This window comes from Actinoplanes sichuanensis, assembly GCF_033097365.1.
GTDB lineage: Bacteria > Actinomycetota > Actinomycetes > Mycobacteriales > Micromonosporaceae > Actinoplanes > Actinoplanes sichuanensis.
Genome location: NZ_AP028461.1, coordinates 8,374,836 through 8,395,058, shown reverse-complemented (window position 1 = coordinate 8,395,058; position 20,223 = coordinate 8,374,836). Strand labels below are relative to the sequence as shown.

Here is a 20,223-nt window from a genome sequence, read left to right as displayed (position 1 = left end):
CCCAATGATCGACTCAGTTACGGAACTTAGTAACTCGCCGTGTTCATTGGTAGGGCGGTACGCGTGGGTTCGGCCGTCCGTCTGGCCTGCAAAACGACCGAATCGGTGGACTTTGGCGCAGTGACTCTAAGTGACTACAGCCAGCCCGACTTTTTCAGACGGTGATATACGCCGCCGCCGATCAGTGACATCGCGGCGATCGAGACGTAGAAGCCGTACGGCGAATCCAGTCCCGGCATCTCCTCGAAATTCATCCCGAAGATCCCGGCGATGACGGTCGGCACCGCCGCGATGGCCGCCCACGCGGCGATCTTGCGCATGTCGTGGTTCTGATCGACCGACACCTGCGCGAGCCGGGCCTGCAGGATCGAGTTGAGCAGGTCGTCGAAACTTCCGACCCGGTCCACGGCCCGGGCCAGCCGGCCGCGCACGTCCTCCAGGTACGGCCGCAGCCCAGCCGGCAGTTCCGCCGACTTGAGCAGCACGGAGAGCGGCTCGGACAGCGGCAGCACCGCCCGCTTGAACTCCACCATCTCCCGTTTGAGCTGGTAGATGTGAGCGAACTCGGAGGTGCGGACGGAGGCGAAGGTCTCCTCCTCGATGCGTTCCAGATCCCGCTCCACGTGCTCGGCCACGTCCAGGTAGCTGTCCACCATCCGGCTGCCCACCGCGTACGCCACCGACCACGGACCCTGGCGCAGCACCTCGGGTCGGTTCTGCAGCTCGTTGCGCACCGCCCAGAGCGGACCGACCGGGCCGTGCCGCACGGTGATCGCGAACCAGGGGCCGATCAGCACCGTCACGTCGCCGGTCTCCACCACCTCGGAGGTGGCGGTCAGCCGGTCGTGCTCGACGTAGCGGGCGGTCCGCAGCACCAGTCGGGTCACCTCGCCGAGCGTCTGCACACCTGGTCGGTGACCACCCGCGACGGCCTGCTCGACGAGGAGGTCGTGCAGGCCGAACACCTCGGCGACCGGGCGCATGGTGGCCAGGTCGGGCTCGTGCAGGCCGAGCCAGACGAACGCGCCGCGCCGACGCCGGGCGAGCCGGGCCGCGTCGGTGAACGAGACCTGTGCCGCGCCGCCGTGCCGCAGCCCGCCGGCGTAGACCGCGCAGTCGACGATGGCGTCCGGATTGCCGGCACGTGTGGCCTTCTCGCCGTCGGGCCGCCGAGTGATGGTGCCCAGGAATTCCTGGAACACCCCGGAAATCAGTCGGCGTCGCATCGGCCCGCCACCTTCCACCTCGCCATGAGCTGCGAGGGACAAGGTAGCGGGCCGAGGCCCGGCCGGCACCGGTGCCGGTATGCGCGCGCCGACCGGAAAAGGTCAGCCGTCTCAGTCGGAGCGCTGCATCGCCCGAACGCCGACGGTCAGACCCAGCGCGCCGACCAGCACCGCTGCGATCAGTCCGGCCAGCGTGTCCCGGTTCCACACGTCACCGTTGAACAGTGCCCGTTCGGCGGTCACCACGTACGTCATCGGGTTGATCTTCGAAAGCGCCTGCAGCCAGCCCGGCCCGTTGTCCAGTGGTAGCAGCACCCCGGCCAGCAGGAGCAGCGGAAACAGGAGCGTCTGCTGCACGGTCCAGAACAGCCACTCCTTGTTCTTCGAGGCCAGAGCCAGGGTGTACGACAGCGCGCCGAGCCCGACGCAGAACCCGGTCAGGACGGCCACGCCGAGCAGCGCCCCGCCGAGGTGCAGCTCGAAACCGAACGGGAGGCAGACGGCCACGATCAGGACGGCCTGCGCCAGCATCGGGACGATCTCCTTGAGCGCCCGGCCGATCAGCAGCGCGGGCCGGCGCAGGGGGGTGACCAGCATCCGCTCGTGTGAGCCGGTCTGGATCTCGAACAGCAGGTTGGAACCGGTCATCGAGGAGCCGAAAAGGCAGGACATCACGATGATTCCGGGTACGAACCACTGCAGCGACTCGTCACCCGGCAGCAGTGGCGCGAACAGTCCGAGGAAGAACAGCGGCTGGACCATCGAGAAGATCACGGAGAACGGGTCGCGGATCACCGGCCGCAGCTCACGGCTGAAGACCACCCGGGTGTCGGTGACGAGTGAGGTCATGATCAGGCTCCTACGAGGGTGTTCGCTTCTTCGCGCAGACTGCGCCCGGTCAGGGTGAGGAAGACGTCGTCCAGGGTCGGGCGGATGACCTCGATCGAGATCGGGTGGAAGGAGGCCAGTTCGGCGGCGAGCCGGGGCCCGTCCTCGGTGGTGATCCGGACCAGGGCGCCGTCCGGCGTCCCGCCCGGTACGAGAGCGGCCTGGTCGGCCGAGTCGAAACCCAGGATCACCCGATCACCGACGTGTTTGGCCTTGAGCTGCTGTGGGGTGTCGTCGGCGATGATCCGCCCGTGGTCGATGACCACCACCCGCTCGGCCATCGAGTCGGCCTCGTCCAGGTAATGCGTGGTCAGCACGATCGTGGTGCCGTGCTCGGCCCGCAGCCGCAGGATGTGCTCCTGGAGGTTGGCCCGGTTCTGCGGATCGAGCCCGGTCGACGGCTCGTCGAGGAAGAGCAGTTCGGGTGCGTGGATCAGACCCATGGCGATGTCCAGGCGACGGCGCTGGCCGCCGGAGAGCGTGGAGACGGTACGGTCCGCGACCTCGCCGAGCCCGAGCGAGTCGATCAGCTCGTCGGCGCGTCTGCGGGCGGCCGGGACCGTCATGCCGTACGCCCGACCCTGGCTGATCAGCTCGTCCCGGCCGCGCTGGCTGTGCCCGGCGCCGTTGCCCTGTCCGATGTAGCCGATCCGGAGTCGGACCTCCCGCTGCTGCCGGGTCACGTCGAAACCGGCCACCCGGGCGCTGCCGCTGGTCGGTGGGATGAGGGTGGTGAGCATCCGCAGGGTGGTCGACTTGCCGGCGCCGTTCGGCCCGAGCAGCGCCACCAGTTCGCCCCGGGCCACCGTCAGATCGATGCCGTCGACGGCGCGGACGTCCTTGAACCGCTTCGTCAGCTCTCGCGTCTCAATCATGCTTCGACGTTAGGATTCACTGCGGCCACTTTCTGACCGCAATGGGAGAGAGTCTGGTGCCATGGCGAACACGAGTGCACGGATGCTGCGACTGCTGTCGCTGCTCCAGACCCACCGCTACTGGCCGGGCTCCGAACTCGCCGACCGTCTCGAGGTCAGCGCCCGGACGCTGCGGCGTGACGTGGACCGGCTCCGCGAGCTGGGCTACCCGGTCGACGCCGCGCGCGGCGTAGCGGGTGGTTATCAGCTGCAGGCCGGCGCGGCGATGCCGCCGTTGCTGCTCGACGACGAGGAGGCGGTGGCCATCGCGGTCGGTCTGCGCAGCGCCGCGGCGGGCGCGGTCGCCGGGTTCGAGGAGACCTCGGTGCGGGCGCTCGCCAAGGTGATCCAGCTGCTCCCGCCCCGGTTGCGGCGGCGGATCGACGCGCTTCAGGCGGTCACCGCCCCCGGCGTGTTCGGCGGCGGCCCGGTCCTCGACGCGCTCACCCTGACCACCCTCGCGATGGCCTGCCGGGGCGAGGAGCGGCTGCGGTTCGACTACGCACCGCGGGAGGGCGAGGCCGCGCGCCGGCACGTGGAGCCGCACCGGCTGGTCTCGCTGGGCCGCCGTTGGTATCTGGTGGCCTGGGACCTGGAGCGCGGCGACTGGCGCAGTTTCCGGGTGGACCGGCTGTCCGGCCCGGAGCCGACGGGTGCCCGGTTCCGCCCGCGGGAGCTGCCCGGCGGTGATCCGGTCGAGTGGCTGCGCTCGCGGATGCGCACCATCCCGAACCGCTACGAGGTGTCGGTGGTGATCCAGGCCGACGCCGCGACGGTCCGCGGTTTCGTCGGCAACTGGGGCGGGGTCGAGGAGCTGCCGGAGGGCGGCTGCCGGCTGCGGATGAACGTCGACGACCTGGGTTGGCCGGTGATGGTGCTCGGGGTGCTGGCCGCGCCCTTCGTCGTGGAGTCACCCGACGAGCTGCGCGATCGGGCCCGGCGCGCGGGCGAGAACCTGATCCGGCACGCGGCATGATCTCTGCCGACCTCTTTGGACGGACCGGCGCCCCCGTGGCGCCGGTCCGCAAGGAAGAACCTACTGACGGGGTACGACAAATTTCTGTCACGTTTAAGTGCGGGCTTATATAAAAATCACCTCAGCCACGGCGCACCGACGCCGTCAGTTGCAGGACCTGGTCCGGGGTGAAGGTGCGCGGGGTGATCACCCGGACGATCGAACGGTCGGCCAGCCGCACCTGTGCCATCCAGAACTCCCGGCACTGGAACAGGTCGGCCGGGCGGCCCTGCACGGTGACCTTCGAGGCCTTCTCCAGGCCGTCGACCTCGGCGGCCCGGAAGAGCGGCTGTGACTTCGGCGTCCACTGCACCTGGAAGTCGACCTCCGGGTGGGCCGGATCGCGATACATCAGGATGCTCTCGTCCTTGAAGGCGGCCAGCTCCCAGCCGTCCGGGATCAGGCCGACGGTCACCTCGAAACGCAGCCGCTGCGGCTTGTCCCGGACCTTCCCGGCCAGCTTGAGGACGGCTTCCGGGGTGCCGTACCGCCCCTGGCCGGTCAGCCGCAGCCACACCCCGTCGCGGTGCTCCCAGACCAGTGTGAGCGGGGGCTTGCCGTTGTCCGAGGTGCCCTGGAACGGCAGCAGGCGACCGGGACGTCCGTTGATCTCGACGTCGGTCGACTCGGCGCCGGACCCGGGAACGGAGTCGGCCTCGGTGGCGCGGCTGAGATAGACGTCGCTGTAGTCGTCGGCCAGATAGATCGCGATGATCGGGCCGCCCGGGTCGGCGGTGAACCGCGCGTCACCCAGGCCGGGGATCGTGTAGGGGAAACCGGGCGCGGTGGCCGCCACCAGACGGATCCCCCTCGCGGTGGAGGGGACACCGGCGGGTGACCCGCTGGGCGCGACGGTCGGGGCGTCGGTGACCGCCACATCCGGGCGGGTGTCGGGGCGGGCGCCGGGCCGGGCGTCCGGGCGGGGGACCGCCACGACGGCGACGGCGACCGCGGCGGCCAGGCCGAGTCCGGCCAGTATCGGGCCGCGGCCGAACAGGGCCGGTCGCCGGCGCGGGGCCGGTGCGGTGGGGTCCATCGCGGCGAGCAGCCGGGCCCGGGCCGCGGCCAGCACCGCGTCCGAGGCGGCCGGGGCGTCCGGGCCGTACCTGTCGAGCAGTTCCAGGTCGTTCATCTCCCCACCTCCGGGTGGTCGGGCACGGCATGCGGGCCGGGCGCGGCGGACGGGTCGAGCGTGATCGCGGGTTCCAGGGCGGCACGGGTCACCTTGCGGGCCCGGTTGATGCGGGAGCGGACCGTGCCCACCGGGATGTCCAGGGTCGCGGCGATCTCGGCGTACGAGAGCTGGGCATAGGCCAGAAGCAGCAGCGCGTCGCGGTCGCCCGGCTTGAGTTTCGCCAGCGCCGCGGCCAGGTCGCCACGGAGGGCCGCGGCATCCACCCGGTCGTCGGCCCGGTCGTCGTCGTGCGGGGCGGCCTGTTCCCGCGCGACCCGGGCCAGTGCCCGGTACCGCCGTTCCTCCTGCCGGACGTGCCGGTGCAGGACGTTGGTGGCGATGCCGAACAGCCAGGGGCGTACCTCCAGCCCCTGCGGCTGGTAGGCGGCGCGTCTGCGGAAGGCGATCAGGAACGTCTCGGCGAGCAGGTCGTCCGCGGGCGTCCCGATCCGGCGGGCCAGGTAGCGATGGATCGCCACCGCGTGCCGGTCGAAAAGCGGCGCGAACTGTTCCGGCTCCCGCATCGATTCCCGGATCAGCACATCGTCGGCGAGGTGCATCGGATGCGAGCGTAGGTCGTTCACACCCGTTGATGCCCGAACCGGCCGATCCGGTTCACGAGAGCTCAGATCGGCCGGTAGAAACGCCAGGACCAGGCGTTGTCGGCCTCGGAGGAGCCGTAGGTGCGGCGCCTCTCGACCTTTTGGAAACCGCGCGCCTCGTAGAACGGGATGCCCAGCTCGTTGCCGTCCAGCGCGGCCACCCACATCTCGGTGGCGCCCAACTCGCGCAACTGCCCGGTGATCCGGTCCAGCAGCAGGGTGCCCAGCCCGCGGCCGCGCTCGTCCGGGTCGAGGTAGAGCACGAACAGCTCACCGGTGCCGGGTGCGGTGAGGCCGCCGCCGGCCGCGCCCAGGACCCGCCCGTCCTCCTCGACGACCTGATAGCCCAGCCAGCCCGGCAGCGCGGCGGGCACCTCTTTGGACACTCGCTCCAGGTGGTAGAACTCGGCGATCATCCGCTCGATGAACTCGCTGCTCAGCAGGGCCGGATAGGTCCGCCGATAGCCTCGTGCACAGATGTCGACGATCGCCGCCGCGTCCTCGTCACGAGCCGCCCGCACCACTGCCATTCGCCGAGGATAGGCCGCGCTGCCGGATGTGGTCGTCGTGCCACTCGGAGCCGACCAGGAACCGTTTCACCCCGACGATCTCGAAGCCGTGCTTGGCGTAGAACCGCGCGGCCCGCGCGTTGCGCTGGTTGACGCCGAGCCAGCAGGTCTGGGCCCCGGTCCCGGCGGCGGCGTCGAGGGTCGCGGTCATCAGCGCGCCGGCCGCCCCGCTGCCGTGCCGTTCCGGCGCCAGATAGAACTTGCTCAGCTCGATGCTGGTGGCCTGGTCGACCACGGCGGCCACGTCCGAATCGGCGATCGGGCCGCTGACCAGCATCGAATAGCCGGTCGGCGCCTCGTCGACGGAGACGATCACCAGGATGCGGGCCGGGTCGGCGAGGTAGCCGCGAAAGCCGGCGACCGACAGGTTCTTCGCGATGAACGCGTCGATGTCGGCCTGGGCGGTCCCGGGTGGACAGGCCAGGCCGAATGTCCGTGCGGCCAGGTCGTGCAGGACCTCTTCGTCACCCGCGCGGGCGAGACGTGTGATGGTCGTCATAGCCTAACTGTTTACAATCTTCAGAGTGAGCGATCGGACGCAGCGACTCGGCGATGTTATCCCTCGACCGGCTTCGGTGCGGCCGGTCCCGGCCGCATCGTTCACGATCATCCCCGGGGGTACGGCGGTGAGCGCCCCGCCCGTTCTGGAAGGCGTCGCCGCGCACCTGGACCTACCCCTGGCCGCCGACGGCGCGATCACTCTCGCGTTGGACGACACACTCGCCGCCGAGGCGTACCGCCTGGAGATCACCGCGGCCGGGGTGACCCTGACCGGAGGCTCCCCACAGGGCGTCTTCTGGGGCGTCCAGACGTTGCGCCAACTCGGCCCGGAGTTGCCCGGCGGTGTCATCGAGGACCACCCGCGCTACGCCTACCGCGGTGCGATGCTCGACCTGGCCCGGCACTTCTTCACCGTCGCCGAGATCAAGGCGCACGTCGATCTGCTGGTCCAGTTCAAGATCAATCACCTGCACCTGCACCTCACCGACGACCAGGGCTGGCGCCTGGAGATCCCCGGCTGGCCCCGGCTCACCGAGGTCAGCGGTGGAGCCGGCACCGGCGTCGACGGGGCCGGGCCGGGATTTCTGACCCTCGCCGAGTACGGCGACGTGGTCACCTATGCAGCCGAGCGGTTCGTCACGATCGTCCCCGAGATCGACATGCCCGGCCACGTCAACGCGGTGCACGTCGCCTACCCGGAACTCACCGCCGACGGGCAGCCGGTCGCCGCGCGTACCGACGCCGAGGTCGGATACTCCTCGCTGGTCGCGGGCCGGGAGGAGACGTACGCCTTCGTCGAGACCGTCCTCAAGACCGTCGCCGCCGTCACCCCGGGCCCGTACCTGCACATCGGCGGCGACGAGTGCCTGTCCACGCCGCCCGGTGACTACCGCACGTTCCTCGACCGGGTGCTGCCGATCCCGGGCCGGTTCGGCAAGAGCGTGATCGGCTGGCACGAGATCGCCGCCGTCGACCTGCCCGAGGACGCGGTAGTCCAGTACTGGCGGATCGAGGCCGCCGACGACGCCGTGGCCCGGGCCGTCGCCGGTGGCCGTCGGGTGATCGTCTCCCCGGCCGACCGCACCTACCTCGACATGAAGTACGACGCCGGCACCGCGCTCGGACTCGACTGGGCCGGCCACCTGAGCGTCGAACGCGCCTACGACTGGGACCCGGCCGAACGCCTGCCCGGTGTCGGCGAGGAGGCCATCCTCGGGGTCGAGGCGCCGCTCTGGTCGGAGACCCTGCGCAGCGTCGACGATGTGCGCTATCTCACCTTCCCGCGGTTGCCCGCGGTCGCCGAAGTGGCCTGGTCACCGCGGGACGGCCGGGACTGGCAGTCGTTCCGGGAGCGGCTGGCCGCCTTCGGGCCCCGCTGGACCGCGGCCGGGATCAGCTTCCACCGCTCGCCAGAGATCGACTGGCACTGAGCGTCGGCTCGGGCGACGACCGTACCTGTCGCTCCGGCACGACCAGGCGGATTCGGTCCCGCGGCAGCGCCGGGATCCGGGACAGATCGATCGTGGTGTCCTGCGGCGGCAGGTAGTGGTCGAGTTCGGCGAGCCGACGGGACAACGTGCCCAGCAGCGCGATGGTGATCTTCTCGCCCGGGCAGCGGTGACCGGTCCGCGGGTCGCCGCCGCCCTGGGGGATCAGGTCGAACTCGCCGATCTCCCGGCCCAGGAACCGGTCCGGGTCGAAACGGTACGGGTCGGTCCACAGTTCCGGGTCGTGGTTCTGCCCGTAGACGTCCAGCAGCACCAGCGTCCCGGCCTTGATCGGCTCGCCCCGGAAGAACATGTCCCGGGTCGCCCGGCCGCCCAGAAACGGCGCGAACGGGTAGAACCGCCGCACCTCGTGCGTGAACGCCAGCGTGTACTCGTCGTCGCCGGCCCGCATCCGGGACTGATGGCGCGGCCACATGTCCATGGCGTGCGCGGCGAACGCGACGAACCAGGACACGGCGATCGCCGGGCGGAGGATGTTCAGCAGCTCGACCGCCGCCACCCGAGGATCGAGGAGTCGTCCGTCGTCGCTGTGGTGCGCCACGATCGACAACGGGCTCGTGGTCGGCGGCTTCGCCCGTATCCCCGCAATGATCTTGGAAAGCCGGCGCTCCTGCACCCGCCTCGCCACCAGCGCCCGCGCGGCGCGCGGCCCGGCCGTCGCGAAACCGTCCACCATCGCGACACAAGCCCGGGCCAGAGCAGAGACTTCACGATCTTCCAGGGGTACGCCCACCCAGCGCGACACCGCACGCGCGATGATCCGCGCCGACTCGTCGAACAGGCGCACCGGCGGCCCGCCCCGCCAGCCGTCCGCGGCCGCGTCGAACTCCTCCCCGGCTATCTTGGCGAGCCGGTCGATCCCGTCACCCGACAGCAGCGACGTGAACAGCGCCTTCCGCCGCCGGTGATCCTCGCCGTCCAGGGTGTGCACCGCGCCCGCGCCGAACAACGTGTGCACCACCAGACCCGGCAGCGCCGTGTGCCGCTCCAGATTCCCGTCCGCGTAGAAGAACCGGGTCGCGGCGGCTCCGCACACGCCCACCGCCGGTTGCCCCATCACCCGGGTCCGCACCGGCCCGCCACCCGCCCGGCGGCGGAGATCCGGCAGCCACGCGTACCCCTTCAGGGCGACGGCCAGTGTCTGATCGAGGTCAGCCATAGCGGTCGTATTACCCACAGGGCAGACACGAAACGGTTACGCACGGTTTTGGCCCTAGTCTGGGTGGCCCACCGGGCGGGAGGAGCGCGGCTTGAGCAAGGGTGCACCAGGGGCGGGGCGGTCGGCAGCCGCGCTGGCCGGGTTCCTCGTCGTCGCCGGAGCACAGCTCGTCGTCGTGCTACTCGCCGTCTGGGCGGTGCTGTCGCCGCTGCCCGGTGCGCTCGCGCTCCGGATCGGCGTCCCGCTCAGCCTGGCCACGGCCGGGACGCTGGCCTACGTGACCTGGCGCGCCCTGCACAGTCGGCACCGCACGCCGGCCGGGGTGGCGGTCGCCCGCGACCAGGCGCCCCGCCTGTGGGAGTTGATCGACGGCGCCGCCGCGGCCGCCGGGGTCACCGCACCGGCCGGGGTGACCGTGGTCGCCGACGCCACCGTGGCCCTCGGCGAGCGCACCCGACTGCTCGGGGTCATCGGTGGGCGGCGTGACCTCTACCTGGGGCTGCCGCTGCTCCAGGCGCTCGGACCGGACCGGCTCACCGCGATCGTCACCCACGAGCTGGCCCACGGCTCGACGACGCTCGGGCGGTGGGCGCCGCTCGCCTACCGTGGCCGGGTCGCGGTCGGCCGGGCCATGCCGCGGATCTCCCGGCGCGGGCCGGCCGCGATCGTGCTGCGGGCATACGCCGGGTTCTACCGCCGGATGGACGAGCCGTTCAGCCGGGCCCAGGAGCTGGCCGCCGACCGGATCGCGGCGGCGCACGCCGGCACCGAGGCGACCATCGCGGCGCTGCGCGACCTGCCGGCGCTGGCCGGGATGCAGCGGTTGTTCCATGCCGAATACGTAGGCCCCGGGTGGCAGGCCGGATTCGTGCCCGACGACGTGTTCGGCGGGTTGCTGCGGGTGCTGGCGGCCCGGACCACCGAGATGACCATGCTGCGCGCCCGCGACCCGGAGCCGACCGGTCCGTGGGACACCCACCCGCCCCTGCCCGAGCGAATCGCCGCTCTCGCCGCGGCGGCCCCGGCCGCCCGTTCGGCATCGGCGGCCTCCTCCGCCTCCCCGGCCGTCTCCCCGGCCTCCGCCGCGTCCCCGTCCACCTCCGCGGCCTCCTCGGGGTCCGCGGGTTTCTCCCCGTCCGCGTCTCCTTCCGGCGCGTCTCCTTCCGGTCCGGCGGGTCCCTCCGCTCCGGCTTCCGCGCCCTCGGGCGCCTCCGGTTCTGCGGGCTTCGCGGGCTCTCCTTCCGACTCGGTGGGCGCGGCCTCGTTCGACGCCGCGCCCGCCGGGCCGACTTCGGCGTCCGAGATGTTCGCCGGAGCGTCTTCGGTGGGCGCCGGGTCGGTTGCCGGAGCGTCGGGGGTGGAGCCGGAGGGTGCCGGGTCCGCCCCGGGCGCGACTGAGCGCAAGCCGGCTGCGGAGCTCGTGCCCGATCTGCCGGCGCTCGGGCGGGCGTTGCAGGTCGTCGCCTTCCCGCCTCGCGGACGCACCGTGGTCAGCTGGGACGAATGCCTCAGCGTGGCTCGTACGTCCGAGATGGAACGCGAGGCGGAAGCCGCCCTGGCGGCGATCTCCCGGGCCGTCGGGAAGCCGGTACCGGATGCCGCCGAGCTGCTCACGATCGCGGCCGACGGGCGGCTCCGGGCGGCCGCCGAGACGGTCTTCCCGGAGGCGCCGCCGGAGGAGACCACGTCCCGGATCGTCGAGCTGCTCGGGCTGATGCTGGCCCTCGCCGCGCTGCGCAGCGGGGTGGCCCGGTGGCGGCACAGCTGGACCGGGGCGGCCGAGGTGGTCGGGGCCGACGGGACCTACCTCGATCTCGCCGAGCTGGCGGCCGCGGCGGCCGACCCGGAGACCACCGAGGCGGTCCGGGCCTACCTGACCGAGGCGGGCGTGGATCTCGCGGCGGTGGCGTCCCGGCCGGGCTCGACACGTGCTCAGGTCCTGGGTGGACTGATCAACCTCTCCGCCGACGGGGCGCGTACCGATGTGCTGATCACCGACCTCGGGCTGCTGCTCGTGCCGGGGCTGCCGCGCGGGCGCGGACCGGAGTCGAAACGACGGTTGACCAGGATCGCGGCGGACGGTGTGCCGGTCGGCGGGATGACCGCGTCAGCCGGTGGGACGACGGTGTCGGCCGGTGGGACGGCCGCGCCGGAGGGGGAGGTGGCCGCTCCTCCCGCGGGTGACGGGCTTGCGCTGCCCGGTGGCGGACGGTTCGTCCCGTTCGCCGATGTCGCCGGAGTCGCCACATTGTCCGGTCGGCGCAAAGGCTGGACGCTCGGCATGCGGGCCGGTGGGGAACTGAGCCTCCGGTCTGCCATCGACAGCGATGAACTTCCGGGTGGCTGGGCGGCCTGGGAGGAGGCGGTGACGTTCCTCGCCGGGACCCGATGAGGTGATCGGCTGAACCCCTCGGTGGTCATCCCCGTACCCGAAAGTGACCGCAGTCGCGTGTGCGACGAAGGAGTAATCCCTTTGTCACCTTGGGTCACAATGGCGTCAGCGATCGTTCGCTTCACCGGTGTCCGGAATGGGTAGCACAGTCCCGGGCCGAGCGAGACGATCGTCGGGCGAAGCGGGGGAGGGGCCGTCATGGAACGAGGGCCGTTGGCGCTCTTCGGAGCCATACTCGCGGTCGGTCTCGGACCGGCCCTGTGGCTCGGCGCCCAGCTCGGCGCGGTCAATCTCGCCCCAGGTCAGCGCCCCGCACCGGTCGACGAGCAGTTCCCCGGCGCGGACATGGACTTCGGCGGGGCCGGCGCCGGGGAGATGCCCGACGACGAACCGCTGAGCACGTACACGTACACCCCGCTGACCTCGACCACCTCGCCGTCCGTGGCCGAACGGTCGCCGGAGGCCGGCCGCGTCTCGGTCCGGCCGGTGCCGCCGTCGCCTCCGCCGCGCTCACCGTCGCCGTCGGTCTCGCCGTCGTCGTCGGCGAAACCGTCCGGTTCACCGTCCACGAGCGACTCTTCGTCGCCGTCCGTGCAGCCCAGCGGGTCGGTCTCGGCACCGGTCGACCCGGATCCCGAGCACGAATGACGGATGTCGATCTGGATCCCGATCGCGAATGACGGGGTCGCCCCGGCTCCCGATCGCGAATGACAAAGGGGGAGCCGACGGCTCCCCCTTGTTCGATGATCGTCAGAGGCCGAGCAGGCGGTCCAGGATGTCGCGGTAGCTGCGCAGCTCGACCCGCAGGGCCTCGGTGTCGTCGGTGCCCTTGGCGAACGAGCCCTTGTGGTCACGCAGGGCCGTGGACAGCTTGTCCACCGCCTCGTCGACCAGGCCGGCCGCGTCGGCGGTCGCGCCCTTCGGGTCGTCCACGAAACGGAGCTGCACGTCACGCCAGCGGTCGCGGAGCGGCTGGGTGTCGGCGGCCGGGAAGAACGGCAGCGGACCGGTGGCGGTCGCGGGTGCCGCCACCGGCGTCACCAGCGGCTCCGGCGTGGGGTCGGTCTCGTGCACCGGGGCCGGTTCGTCCTTCGCCGCCTCGGGCTCGGTGTCCTTCAGGTCCGGCTCGGACTCCGTGACGCCCGAGCCGGTGTCCTTGACGTCCGGGTCGGTCTCCGTGTCGGTCTTCTTGAAGTCGGGGTCGGTCTCCGCGTCCGTCTTCTTGACGTCGGGGCCGGTCGAGTCGGTGTCCTTGACGTGCGGGTCGTCGAAGGTGCCACGGTCGTCCAGGGCCGAGTCGACCGTGGTGTCGTCCGGCCGTACCCCATCGTCGGTCTTGATCTTGTCGTTTTCGGCGGCCGGGACGGTGTCGTCGGGGAGCTTGTGCTTCGGTGCCGTGTCGTCGGGGAGTGAGTGCTTGGGTGCCGGCTCCACGTCGTCACGGTCGCGGGTCACGCCGTCGCTGAACGCCACGGTCCGGTCCGCGTCGTCCACGACGGACGTGCTCGTCGCGGTGTTCGCCGGGTCGGTGTCGTGCTGCCAGGGCGAGCCGGGCCGCTGCTGCGGGACCGGCGCGGTGGCGTCGGGGTCGTCGTGGCGGTTGTTCTTGTCGTCGACGTTGTCCTGGGCCTCGTTGGAGAAGAAGCGCATCGTCGGTGCTCCTCAGCGGCTGGATTCGGTGGTGTCGGGGTGGGTGGTGTGCGCGACCGGGTCCTCGCCGAGCAGGTCGGCGAAGAGAGCGCGGTAGTGGACGAGCGCCTGGCGCAGGTCCTCGGTCTCGGCCTGTCCGTCACGGCTGCGCCGGCTGATGTCGTGTGCCGAGCGGTAGTGCTCCAGGGTGGCGGCGTGCTCCACGGACAGGTCGGCGAGCCGCTCGTCGTAGTCACCGGTCGGGTAGCCCCGCTCGGCGATCAGTCGGGTGACCAGCTCGTCGGCGGTCGAGACCGCCTCCTTCGGGTCGTCGACGAAACGGATCTGGACCTCTTCCCAGGCGGCGGAGTAGCGGGTGCGGGACTCGGGGGAGAGGGGCTTGAGCTCGAGCTGCGCGTGCCGCTTGGTGCGTTCGAGCAGTTCCTTCTCCGCCTCGGTGCGGTTGCCGGTGTCGGCGACCACGCGGTCGTACTCGGGGCCGAAGGTCTGCCGCAACCGGCGACGGCGCGCGGCCTGGACACCGACCACGATCGCGGCCGGCACCAGTAGGACGACGACGATCAGGACGACGATGAGGGTGGCGGTGGCGGACATCAGGTTCCTCCTTCTTCCGTCCCTGTATTCCCATCCGGCACCACGCGCCAATCCCGTCCGTGCGAACAACGCGCACCAGGGTCGTAATCGGGCAGTGTGCGGGCGCACAGTGTCGTAAGACCGACGATCGATGAGAAAAAGATCGTGTGCCGTTCTGGCTGGACAAACAGGAGAGACGGCAGGGATCCGGCGGGTCCGGGAGCTAGCTGAGACGGACGTCATTACGTATTCTTTGCCAGCGCTCGCCACGGGCGTACCGGACGTTCCCCCCGTTTCCAGCGGCCGGTGCCACGGGCGGTCCGCTGATCGTTCCCTGCCGAACCCCTTCTGGCGGAGCTTGATGAGAAGCCGCAACTGGTCGATCCGTTCGAAGATCATCGCGATGGTCGCGGTGCCGCTGTCCGCGTTGCTCGCGATCTGGATCTTCGCGACCGTGGTCACTGCCGGCCCGGCCTTCACGCTGCTCAACGCGCGTGACGCGGTGCAGAGACTGGGTGATCCCGGCCTGCGGTTGATCGCCCAGCTGCAACGGGAACGACACTTCTCGGCCATCTATCAGGCCACCACCCGGCCGGCCAAGACCGAGCTGGGCCGCGAGCGCGACACCACCGACCAGATCATCGACGAGTTCCGGCTGGCCGCAGCGGACACCGAGATGACCGACGACCTGAAGGTCGAGGTGGACGCCTTCCTCGTCAAGATCGATGAGCTGGAGCCGCTCCGCCAGGAGGTCGACGAGCGGAAGACCAGCTTCCTCTACCTGGCGCAGAAGTACGACTCGATCATCGAGTTGGCGTTCGACGTCTCCCGTACCGCCGCGGTGTTCTTCCACGAGCGGGTGGACCGGGAGGTCCGTGGCGTCATCGCCACCTTCCGTGGCCTGGAGTATCTGAGCCGCATCGACGCGCTGCTGGCCGGGGCCAACGCGGGCGGCCGGATCGACAACAAGACGCGCGAGACCCTGATCGAGTACATCGGCGTCGAGCGGTACCTGCTCGGCGCGGGTGTGGCCGACCTGCCGGAGAGCTCGCAGGACGACTACGCCCGGCTGATCATCCACCCGACCTTCATCGACCTCGACATCCTGCAGAACAAGCTGCTGGCGCAGAACTACGCGGGTGGCGCACCCCCGGTCTCCGGCACCGAGTGGCAACACGCGTACGACTACGCCGCCCAGGAGCTGCGGCTCTTCGGCGAGCGCACGATCTCGCAGGTGGCCAAGGACGCGACCCCGTTCGCCATCGACATCCTCGGCAAGCTGGGCCTGGCCGCGGTGCTCGGTCTGGTCGCCCTGGGCGCCTCGGTCTACGTCTCGGTCCGTCTCGGTCGCTCGCTGGTCGGCCGCCTGATCCGGCTGCGGCGCGACGCCATCGAGCTGGCCTCCGAGCAGCTGCCCTCGGTGGTGCGGCGTCTCCAACGCGGCGAGATGGTCGACGTCGACACCGAGACACCGCCGCTGGCGTACGGCCAGGACGAGATCGGCCAGCTCGGCCGCGCGTTCACCGCCGTGCAGCGGACCGCCGTGCAGTCCGCGGTCGACGAGGCGAACGTCCGGCGCGGCATCAACGAGGTCTTCCTCAACATCGCCCGGCGCAGCCAGACGCTGCTGCACCGCCAGCTGTCCCTGCTGGACAAGATGGAGCGTCGGGAGACCGATCCGCGGGAGCTGGAGGACCTGTACCGGGTCGACCACCTCGCCACCCGGATGCGGCGGCACGCCGAGGACCTGGTCATCCTGGCCGGCGCCGCGCCCGGCCGAGGCTGGCGCAACCCGGTCCCGGTGATCGACGTGGTCCGTGGCGCGATCAGTGAGGTGGAGGACTACAAGCGGGTCGACATCCGCACGATCGCCTCCTCGTCCCTGGTCGGCCGGTCCGTCGGTGACGTGATCCACCTGCTCGCCGAGCTGATCGAGAACGCGGCCTCGTACTCGCCGCCGCACACCCGGGTCCAGGTGACCGGCCAGACCCTGCCGAACGGCTACGCCGTCGAGATCGAGGACCGTGGTCTGGGCATGACCCCGGAGGCGATCCTCGAGGCGAACCGCCGCCTGGTCGAGCCACCCGACTTCGATCCGGCGGACAGTGCCCGGCTCGGTCTGTTCGTGGTGGCCCAGCTCGCTCAGCGGCACAACATCCGGGTCTCGCTGCGTGCTTCGGCGTACGGCGGCATCACCGCGGTGGTACTCGTCCCGAGTGAGTTGGTGGCCGGCTTCGGTGGTTCGGCCGAGGTCCCGCCCGCTGACGTGAAGTCCCTGCCGGAGTGGCCCGGCGGCTCGACCGCGCCCGACGACGTCCCGGTCATCGCCGGTGCCCCGGCGGTCGAGGCACCGTCGCTGAACGGTCACCACCGGACCGCCCCGGAGATCACCGGCCCGGCCCCGAGCACGGTCGCGACCGAGTTGAGCGCGGAGGGCCTGGTGCAGCGCCGCCGGACCCGTAAGCCGACGCTGCCGACGCCGGTGAACGGTTCCGCCGAGGCGGACAAGACGGTCGACCTGTCGGTGCTCGACGAGCTGGCCGCGGGCCTGCCGGTGGCGCCCCGCGCGGTGCCGCGCGGTTCGGCTCCGGCGGTCGAGGAGACCACACCGGTCGTCGACGAGAGGATCCCCGGCGAGACCACCGGGGAGATCATCGGCGAGGACGGGCTGCCCCGCCGGATCCGGCAGGCGAACCTGGCCCCGCAGCTGCGCAAGCCTGTCGTCGAGCCGGAGGCGACCGGCCCGGCCGTCAGCCCCGAGCAGGCGCGTTCACGGATGAGCGCCCTGCAGACCGGCACCAACCGTGGCCGCGCCGATGCGGCCCGTACCGAGCAGCCGACGGCCGACGAACACGCCGCGCAGCCTGACGACGTGACGATCACCGATGCGGCTACCGTCAGTCTCCCGGCTCTCGCGGATCACGCGGCGACCGGGGAGAAAGCACCATCCGGGCCGGAGGCCGGCGTGAACGGCGATCACGCCGATGGTCCCGGGGAGAACCTCATGCTGGAGAAGGACGCATAAGTGGCACAGACGAAGCAGAGCGCGAATCTCACCTGGCTCCTCGACGACCTGGTCGAGCGGGTGCCAACCGCGCAGCAGGCGGTGGTGCTCTCGGCCGACGGCCTGATGCTGGGGGCGTCGGCGGCGATGAACCAGGAGGACGCGGAGCACCTGTCGGCGATGGCGGCCGGTTTCCAGAGCCTTGCCAAGGGGGCGAGCCGGCACTTCGAGGCCGGGCCGGTCCGTCAGACGGTGGTGGAGATGGAGGAGGCCTTCCTCTTCGTCACCGCCGCCGGGCAGGGCGCGTGCCTGGCCGTGCTCGCGTCCGCCGACGCCGACCTGGGCCTGATCGCCTACGAGATGGCGATGCTGGTCACCCGGGTCGGCCAGACGATGGCCGCCCCCGAACGGACGGTGCTCACACCGTCCGACGTCTTCTGAGCAGCCGCGTGTGACTCACGACTGGCTGGACAACGACGCGGGCCCGGTGGTGCGTCCCTACGCGATGACCGGCGGACGTGTCGCCCCGGCGGACTGCGACTTCGACCTGGTCGCGTTCGTCGTGGCGACGGTGCCCGACCTCACCTCCGGCCAGCAGTTGCAGCCGGAGCACCACGCCATCGTGGCAGCGGCCTGGGAGCCGATCTCCGTGGTCGAGCTGGCCTCTCAGCTCGACCTGGCGGTCGGCGTGGTCCGGGTGTTCCTCGGTGATCTACGCTCAGCGGGTTTGATCTCGCTGTACGAACCCCCGGCTGCCTCGCAGCCGCATGACGTCGACGTACTCAAGGCGGTTGTCAATGGACTCCGTGCGCTCTGACCGCAACGGCGGATCGTCGCGCATTCCCGTCGCCCTCAAGATCCTCATCGCGGGCGGCTTCGGGGCGGGTAAGACCACGATGGTCGGATCGGTCAGTGAGATCCGGCCGCTCCAGACCGAGGAGATTCTCACCGGAGCCGAGGGCGCCGACGACGTCTCCGGTGTGGAGGCGAAGACCACCACCACGGTGACCATGGACTTCGGTCGGATCACCATCACCGAGGATCTCCAGCTCTACCTGTTCGGCACGCCCGGCCAGGACCGGTTCTGGTTCCTGTGGGACGAGCTGTCGCAGGGTGCGCTAGGTGCGGTGGTGCTGGCCGACACCCGCCGGCTCGCCGACTGCTTCCCGTCCATCGACTACTTCGAGCAGCGCGGTACGCCGTTCGTGGTCGCGGTGAACTGCTTCGACACCCAGCCCCAATATGCGCCGGAGGCGGTGGCCCGCGCGCTCGATCTGGACCCGGGTGTCCCGGTCGTGCTGTTCGACGCGCGTGACCAGGGCGCCGCCCGTAACGTGTTGATCGAGCTGGTGGAGTACGTGGCGCGCCGTCAGATGGCCGCCGCCGCGGCCCGCTAGGGCAGATCCGGCGTGTCGGCCCGGACCGGTGCCACCGGCGGCACGCAGATCAGCCACGGTGCGACGCGCCGCAGTGTCTTCGGCCGCAGCAGGCCGCGTCGTACCAGGTCGGACGGGTCGCGGTAGGGCCCGTTCTCGAACCTGTCGACGGCGATCCGATGCGCCTCGATCGGGTTGATCCCCTGTACCCGGGCGATCTCCTGCACCGGCGCGTGGTTGAGGTCCACCAGTCCACCGTCGTCGAAGGATCGCAGCAGGTCGGGCCGGCCGATGCCGGCCTGCAGGGCCGCGGCCGGGTGGAACGTCGCGTACTGCCGGGCCAGGTCACGCTGGTGGCGGGCGCGCCGGGTGTCGCCGGGATAGCAGGCCAGGATCGCGCCGTGGAACGCGGCGACGGCGATGACGAGGAGTGCCAGCAGGATCGCGCCCGCCTCGGCATCGGAGATCATCTCGGCTTCCGGTGCGCTCGGGTCGGCGAACTGGAGCACGAGCACCGCGAAGACCGCGGCGAGATACCCGCAGGCGACGAGCACGTGATTGATCGACCGCCGCTGGTACGCCGCGTAGGCGAAGTACAGCCAGCTGCCGAACGAGCAGGTCACCAGCGGCAGCACCGCGGCGAGGATCACCTCGGCCCACAGGATGCCGGACCGGCGGGGCATGAACGGCAGCCCCGGCATCATGGCGTGCGGCGGGGGCGCCGACGGGTACGGCAAGGGCGCCGGAGAGTACGGGGCCACGCTCTCCGGCTGACGTGGCTGCGGGACCGCCGCGGCCGGGATCACCGCGGCCGGGATCGGCTCGTTGCGCAGGATCCGCCGGTGCGTCTCCTGGAGCCGTTCCCCGGGTTCGACGCCGAGCTCGTCCAGCAGATACTCACGGGTGTCGCGGAAGACGGCGAGCGCCTCGCCCTGCCGTCCGCTGCGGTGCAGGGCGATCATCAGTTGGGCCCGCAGCCCTTCGCGTAACGGGAACTCCTGCACCAGTCTGGACAGTTCAGACACCAGCCCGGCGAACCCGCCGCGGGACAGCTCGATGTCCGCCCACAGTTCACAGGCGTTGGCTCGCTCCTCGACCAGCCGGGTCCGGGCGGAGTCGAAGATCGGGCCGGTGAGCCCGCCGAGGGCCTCGCCGTGCCACAGGTCGAGGGCGCTGTGGGCGATCCGGGCGGCCTCCTCCAGCCGACCGGCGCGGCGCTCGGCGTCGGCGCGGGCCAGCCGGTTGCGGAAGTCCTCGGTGTCGAGGGCGCCGACCTGGAGCACGTAACCGCCGTCGGTCAGCGTCAGTAACTCGCCGGAGGTGCGCGGGGACCGGTCGGGGTCGAGCACACGCCGCAGGCCGGCCACGTACTTCTGAACGACGTTGGTGCCGTTCTCCGGGGGCTCGTCACCCCACACGGCGTCCACGATCCGGTGGGTCGGCACCGGTTTGCCCGGGCTCAGCAGGAGGACGGCGAGGACGGCACGCTGTTTCGCCGGGCCGAGGTCGATCGGCAGTCCGTCCCGCAGGGCCCGGACGGGACCCAGCACCTCGAACCGCAGCGCGCCGGACACGGGTTGGTCGGTCACCGGCACCCCCTGTCTGACCTGCGGTTTCCATCGACGGCAGCGGAACGGCAGCCGGCAGCAGCATAGCCGCAGCGCATCGGCAG

Annotated in this window: 19 protein-coding genes; 8 read left to right on the top strand and 11 right to left on the bottom strand. The window is 71.1% G+C overall.

The genetic code is table 11. The annotated features are described in order from the left end of the window. Positions 1-134: 134 nt before the first annotated feature. From Q0Z83_RS38515 to Q0Z83_RS38505, 3 genes are all read right to left on the bottom strand, one after another. Positions 135-1,226 carry a magnesium and cobalt transport protein CorA gene (locus Q0Z83_RS38515; RefSeq protein ID WP_317788261.1) on the bottom strand — a complete coding sequence of 364 codons (1,092 nt, stop codon included), beginning with the start codon at positions 1,224-1,226 and terminating at the stop codon, positions 135-137. Positions 1,227-1,337: 111 nt separating this feature from the next. After that, entirely contained in the window at positions 1,338-2,075 is a 738-nt protein-coding gene (locus Q0Z83_RS38510) for an ABC transporter permease (RefSeq protein ID WP_317788260.1), read from the bottom strand. A gap of 2 nt (positions 2,076-2,077) precedes the next feature. Continuing rightward, positions 2,078-2,989 carry an ABC transporter ATP-binding protein gene (locus Q0Z83_RS38505; RefSeq protein WP_317788259.1) on the bottom strand — a complete coding sequence of 304 codons (912 nt, stop codon included), beginning with the start codon at positions 2,987-2,989 and terminating at the stop codon, positions 2,078-2,080. Positions 2,990-3,050: 61 nt separating this feature from the next. Between Q0Z83_RS38505 and Q0Z83_RS38500 the strand changes: the two genes are divergently transcribed. Further along, the gene (locus tag Q0Z83_RS38500; RefSeq protein ID WP_317788258.1) at positions 3,051-4,004 is read left to right on the top strand and encodes a helix-turn-helix transcriptional regulator; all 954 of its coding nucleotides are present in this window, start codon (positions 3,051-3,053) and stop codon (positions 4,002-4,004) included. Positions 4,005-4,125: 121 nt separating this feature from the next. On the opposite strand, the gene Q0Z83_RS38495 is transcribed toward Q0Z83_RS38500, so the two are convergent. The 4 genes from Q0Z83_RS38495 to Q0Z83_RS38480 form a co-directional block, all read right to left on the bottom strand. Beyond that, on the bottom strand, positions 4,126-5,175 hold the full coding sequence (locus Q0Z83_RS38495; protein ID WP_317788257.1) for a hypothetical protein: 1,050 nt from the start codon (positions 5,173-5,175) through the stop codon (positions 4,126-4,128). Next, positions 5,172-5,777 carry an RNA polymerase sigma factor gene (locus Q0Z83_RS38490; RefSeq protein WP_317788256.1) on the bottom strand — a complete coding sequence of 202 codons (606 nt, stop codon included), beginning with the start codon at positions 5,775-5,777 and terminating at the stop codon, positions 5,172-5,174. Before Q0Z83_RS38490 ends, Q0Z83_RS38495 begins: the two co-directional genes overlap by 4 nt. Positions 5,778-5,842: 65 nt before the next feature. Next, positions 5,843-6,349 (bottom strand): GNAT family N-acetyltransferase, encoded by a 507-nt coding sequence (locus Q0Z83_RS38485; RefSeq protein WP_317788254.1) that lies wholly within the window; start codon positions 6,347-6,349, stop codon positions 5,843-5,845. Then, positions 6,324-6,887 carry a GNAT family N-acetyltransferase gene (locus Q0Z83_RS38480; protein WP_317788252.1) on the bottom strand — a complete coding sequence of 188 codons (564 nt, stop codon included), beginning with the start codon at positions 6,885-6,887 and terminating at the stop codon, positions 6,324-6,326. Before Q0Z83_RS38480 ends, Q0Z83_RS38485 begins: the two co-directional genes overlap by 26 nt. A 25-nt stretch (positions 6,888-6,912) precedes the next feature. Between Q0Z83_RS38480 and Q0Z83_RS38475 the strand changes: the two genes are divergently transcribed. Then, positions 6,913-8,319 (top strand): family 20 glycosylhydrolase, encoded by a 1,407-nt coding sequence (locus Q0Z83_RS38475; protein WP_317788251.1) that lies wholly within the window; start codon positions 6,913-6,915, stop codon positions 8,317-8,319. Here Q0Z83_RS38475 and Q0Z83_RS38470 read toward each other — a convergent pair. Continuing rightward, the gene (locus tag Q0Z83_RS38470) at positions 8,282-9,556 is read right to left on the bottom strand and encodes a cytochrome P450 (RefSeq protein ID WP_317788250.1); all 1,275 of its coding nucleotides are present in this window, start codon (positions 9,554-9,556) and stop codon (positions 8,282-8,284) included. The genes Q0Z83_RS38475 and Q0Z83_RS38470 overlap by 38 nt on opposite strands. A 91-nt stretch (positions 9,557-9,647) precedes the next feature. On the opposite strand from Q0Z83_RS38470, the gene Q0Z83_RS38465 reads away from it, so the two are divergent. Together Q0Z83_RS38465 and Q0Z83_RS38460 are read left to right on the top strand one after the other, a co-directional pair. Continuing rightward, positions 9,648-11,948: a M48 family metallopeptidase gene (locus Q0Z83_RS38465; RefSeq protein WP_317788249.1), complete on the top strand. Its 2,301-nt coding sequence runs from the start codon at positions 9,648-9,650 to the stop codon at positions 11,946-11,948. 198 nt (positions 11,949-12,146) lie between these two features. Then, a complete protein-coding gene (locus Q0Z83_RS38460) occupies positions 12,147-12,596 on the top strand; it encodes a hypothetical protein (protein WP_317788248.1) in 450 nt (149 codons plus the stop codon). 102 nt (positions 12,597-12,698) lie between these two features. Here the strand turns inward: Q0Z83_RS38460 and Q0Z83_RS38455 are convergent, their stop codons facing one another. After that, positions 12,699-13,598: a hypothetical protein gene (locus Q0Z83_RS38455; RefSeq protein ID WP_317788247.1), complete on the bottom strand. Its 900-nt coding sequence runs from the start codon at positions 13,596-13,598 to the stop codon at positions 12,699-12,701. Positions 13,599-13,610: 12 nt separating this feature from the next. Next, the gene (locus Q0Z83_RS38450; RefSeq protein WP_317788246.1) at positions 13,611-14,192 is read right to left on the bottom strand and encodes a hypothetical protein; all 582 of its coding nucleotides are present in this window, start codon (positions 14,190-14,192) and stop codon (positions 13,611-13,613) included. A 340-nt stretch (positions 14,193-14,532) separates the two neighbouring features. On the opposite strand from Q0Z83_RS38450, the gene Q0Z83_RS38445 reads away from it, so the two are divergent. The 4 genes from Q0Z83_RS38445 to Q0Z83_RS38430 all read left to right on the top strand — a co-directional run bounded on the left by Q0Z83_RS38445 (position 14,533) and on the right by Q0Z83_RS38430 (position 18,572). Further along, on the top strand, positions 14,533-17,196 hold the full coding sequence (locus tag Q0Z83_RS38445; RefSeq protein ID WP_317788245.1) for a sensor histidine kinase: 2,664 nt from the start codon (positions 14,533-14,535) through the stop codon (positions 17,194-17,196). Continuing rightward, complete coding sequence (locus Q0Z83_RS38440) at positions 17,197-17,616, top strand: roadblock/LC7 domain-containing protein (protein WP_317788244.1); 420 nt, start codon at positions 17,197-17,199, stop codon at positions 17,614-17,616. It abuts the gene before it with no gap. Between the two features lie 64 nt (positions 17,617-17,680). Continuing rightward, a complete protein-coding gene (locus tag Q0Z83_RS38435) occupies positions 17,681-17,992 on the top strand; it encodes a DUF742 domain-containing protein (protein ID WP_317797234.1) in 312 nt (103 codons plus the stop codon). After that, entirely contained in the window at positions 17,973-18,572 is a 600-nt protein-coding gene (locus Q0Z83_RS38430; RefSeq protein ID WP_317788243.1) for a GTP-binding protein, read from the top strand. Before Q0Z83_RS38435 ends, Q0Z83_RS38430 begins: the two co-directional genes overlap by 20 nt. Here the strand turns inward: Q0Z83_RS38430 and Q0Z83_RS38425 are convergent. After that, positions 18,569-20,140 carry a BTAD domain-containing putative transcriptional regulator gene (locus tag Q0Z83_RS38425; protein ID WP_317788242.1) on the bottom strand — a complete coding sequence of 524 codons (1,572 nt, stop codon included), beginning with the start codon at positions 20,138-20,140 and terminating at the stop codon, positions 18,569-18,571. The genes Q0Z83_RS38430 and Q0Z83_RS38425 overlap by 4 nt on opposite strands. Positions 20,141-20,223 lie beyond the last annotated feature (83 nt).

Coding starts and splice junctions, on each gene's coding strand:
- Q0Z83_RS38470 (WP_317788250.1), bottom strand. CDS start 9,556: ATGGCTGACCTCGATCAGACACTGGCCGTCGCCCTGAAGGGGTACGCG.
- Q0Z83_RS38435 (WP_317797234.1), top strand. CDS start 17,681: ATGACCGGCGGACGTGTCGCCCCGGCGGACTGCGACTTCGACCTGGTC.
- Q0Z83_RS38490 (WP_317788256.1), bottom strand. CDS start 5,777: ATGCACCTCGCCGACGATGTGCTGATCCGGGAATCGATGCGGGAGCCG.
- Q0Z83_RS38515 (WP_317788261.1), bottom strand. CDS start 1,226: ATGCGACGCCGACTGATTTCCGGGGTGTTCCAGGAATTCCTGGGCACC.
- Q0Z83_RS38500 (WP_317788258.1), top strand. CDS start 3,051: ATGGCGAACACGAGTGCACGGATGCTGCGACTGCTGTCGCTGCTCCAG.
- Q0Z83_RS38510 (WP_317788260.1), bottom strand. CDS start 2,075: ATGACCTCACTCGTCACCGACACCCGGGTGGTCTTCAGCCGTGAGCTG.
- Q0Z83_RS38485 (WP_317788254.1), bottom strand. CDS start 6,349: ATGGCAGTGGTGCGGGCGGCTCGTGACGAGGACGCGGCGGCGATCGTC.
- Q0Z83_RS38430 (WP_317788243.1), top strand. CDS start 17,973: ATGGACTCCGTGCGCTCTGACCGCAACGGCGGATCGTCGCGCATTCCC.
- Q0Z83_RS38460 (WP_317788248.1), top strand. CDS start 12,147: ATGGAACGAGGGCCGTTGGCGCTCTTCGGAGCCATACTCGCGGTCGGT.
- Q0Z83_RS38495 (WP_317788257.1), bottom strand. CDS start 5,175: ATGAACGACCTGGAACTGCTCGACAGGTACGGCCCGGACGCCCCGGCC.
- Q0Z83_RS38450 (WP_317788246.1), bottom strand. CDS start 14,192: ATGTCCGCCACCGCCACCCTCATCGTCGTCCTGATCGTCGTCGTCCTA.
- Q0Z83_RS38480 (WP_317788252.1), bottom strand. CDS start 6,887: ATGACGACCATCACACGTCTCGCCCGCGCGGGTGACGAAGAGGTCCTG.
- Q0Z83_RS38445 (WP_317788245.1), top strand. CDS start 14,533: ATGAGAAGCCGCAACTGGTCGATCCGTTCGAAGATCATCGCGATGGTC.
- Q0Z83_RS38505 (WP_317788259.1), bottom strand. CDS start 2,989: ATGATTGAGACGCGAGAGCTGACGAAGCGGTTCAAGGACGTCCGCGCC.
- Q0Z83_RS38455 (WP_317788247.1), bottom strand. CDS start 13,598: ATGCGCTTCTTCTCCAACGAGGCCCAGGACAACGTCGACGACAAGAAC.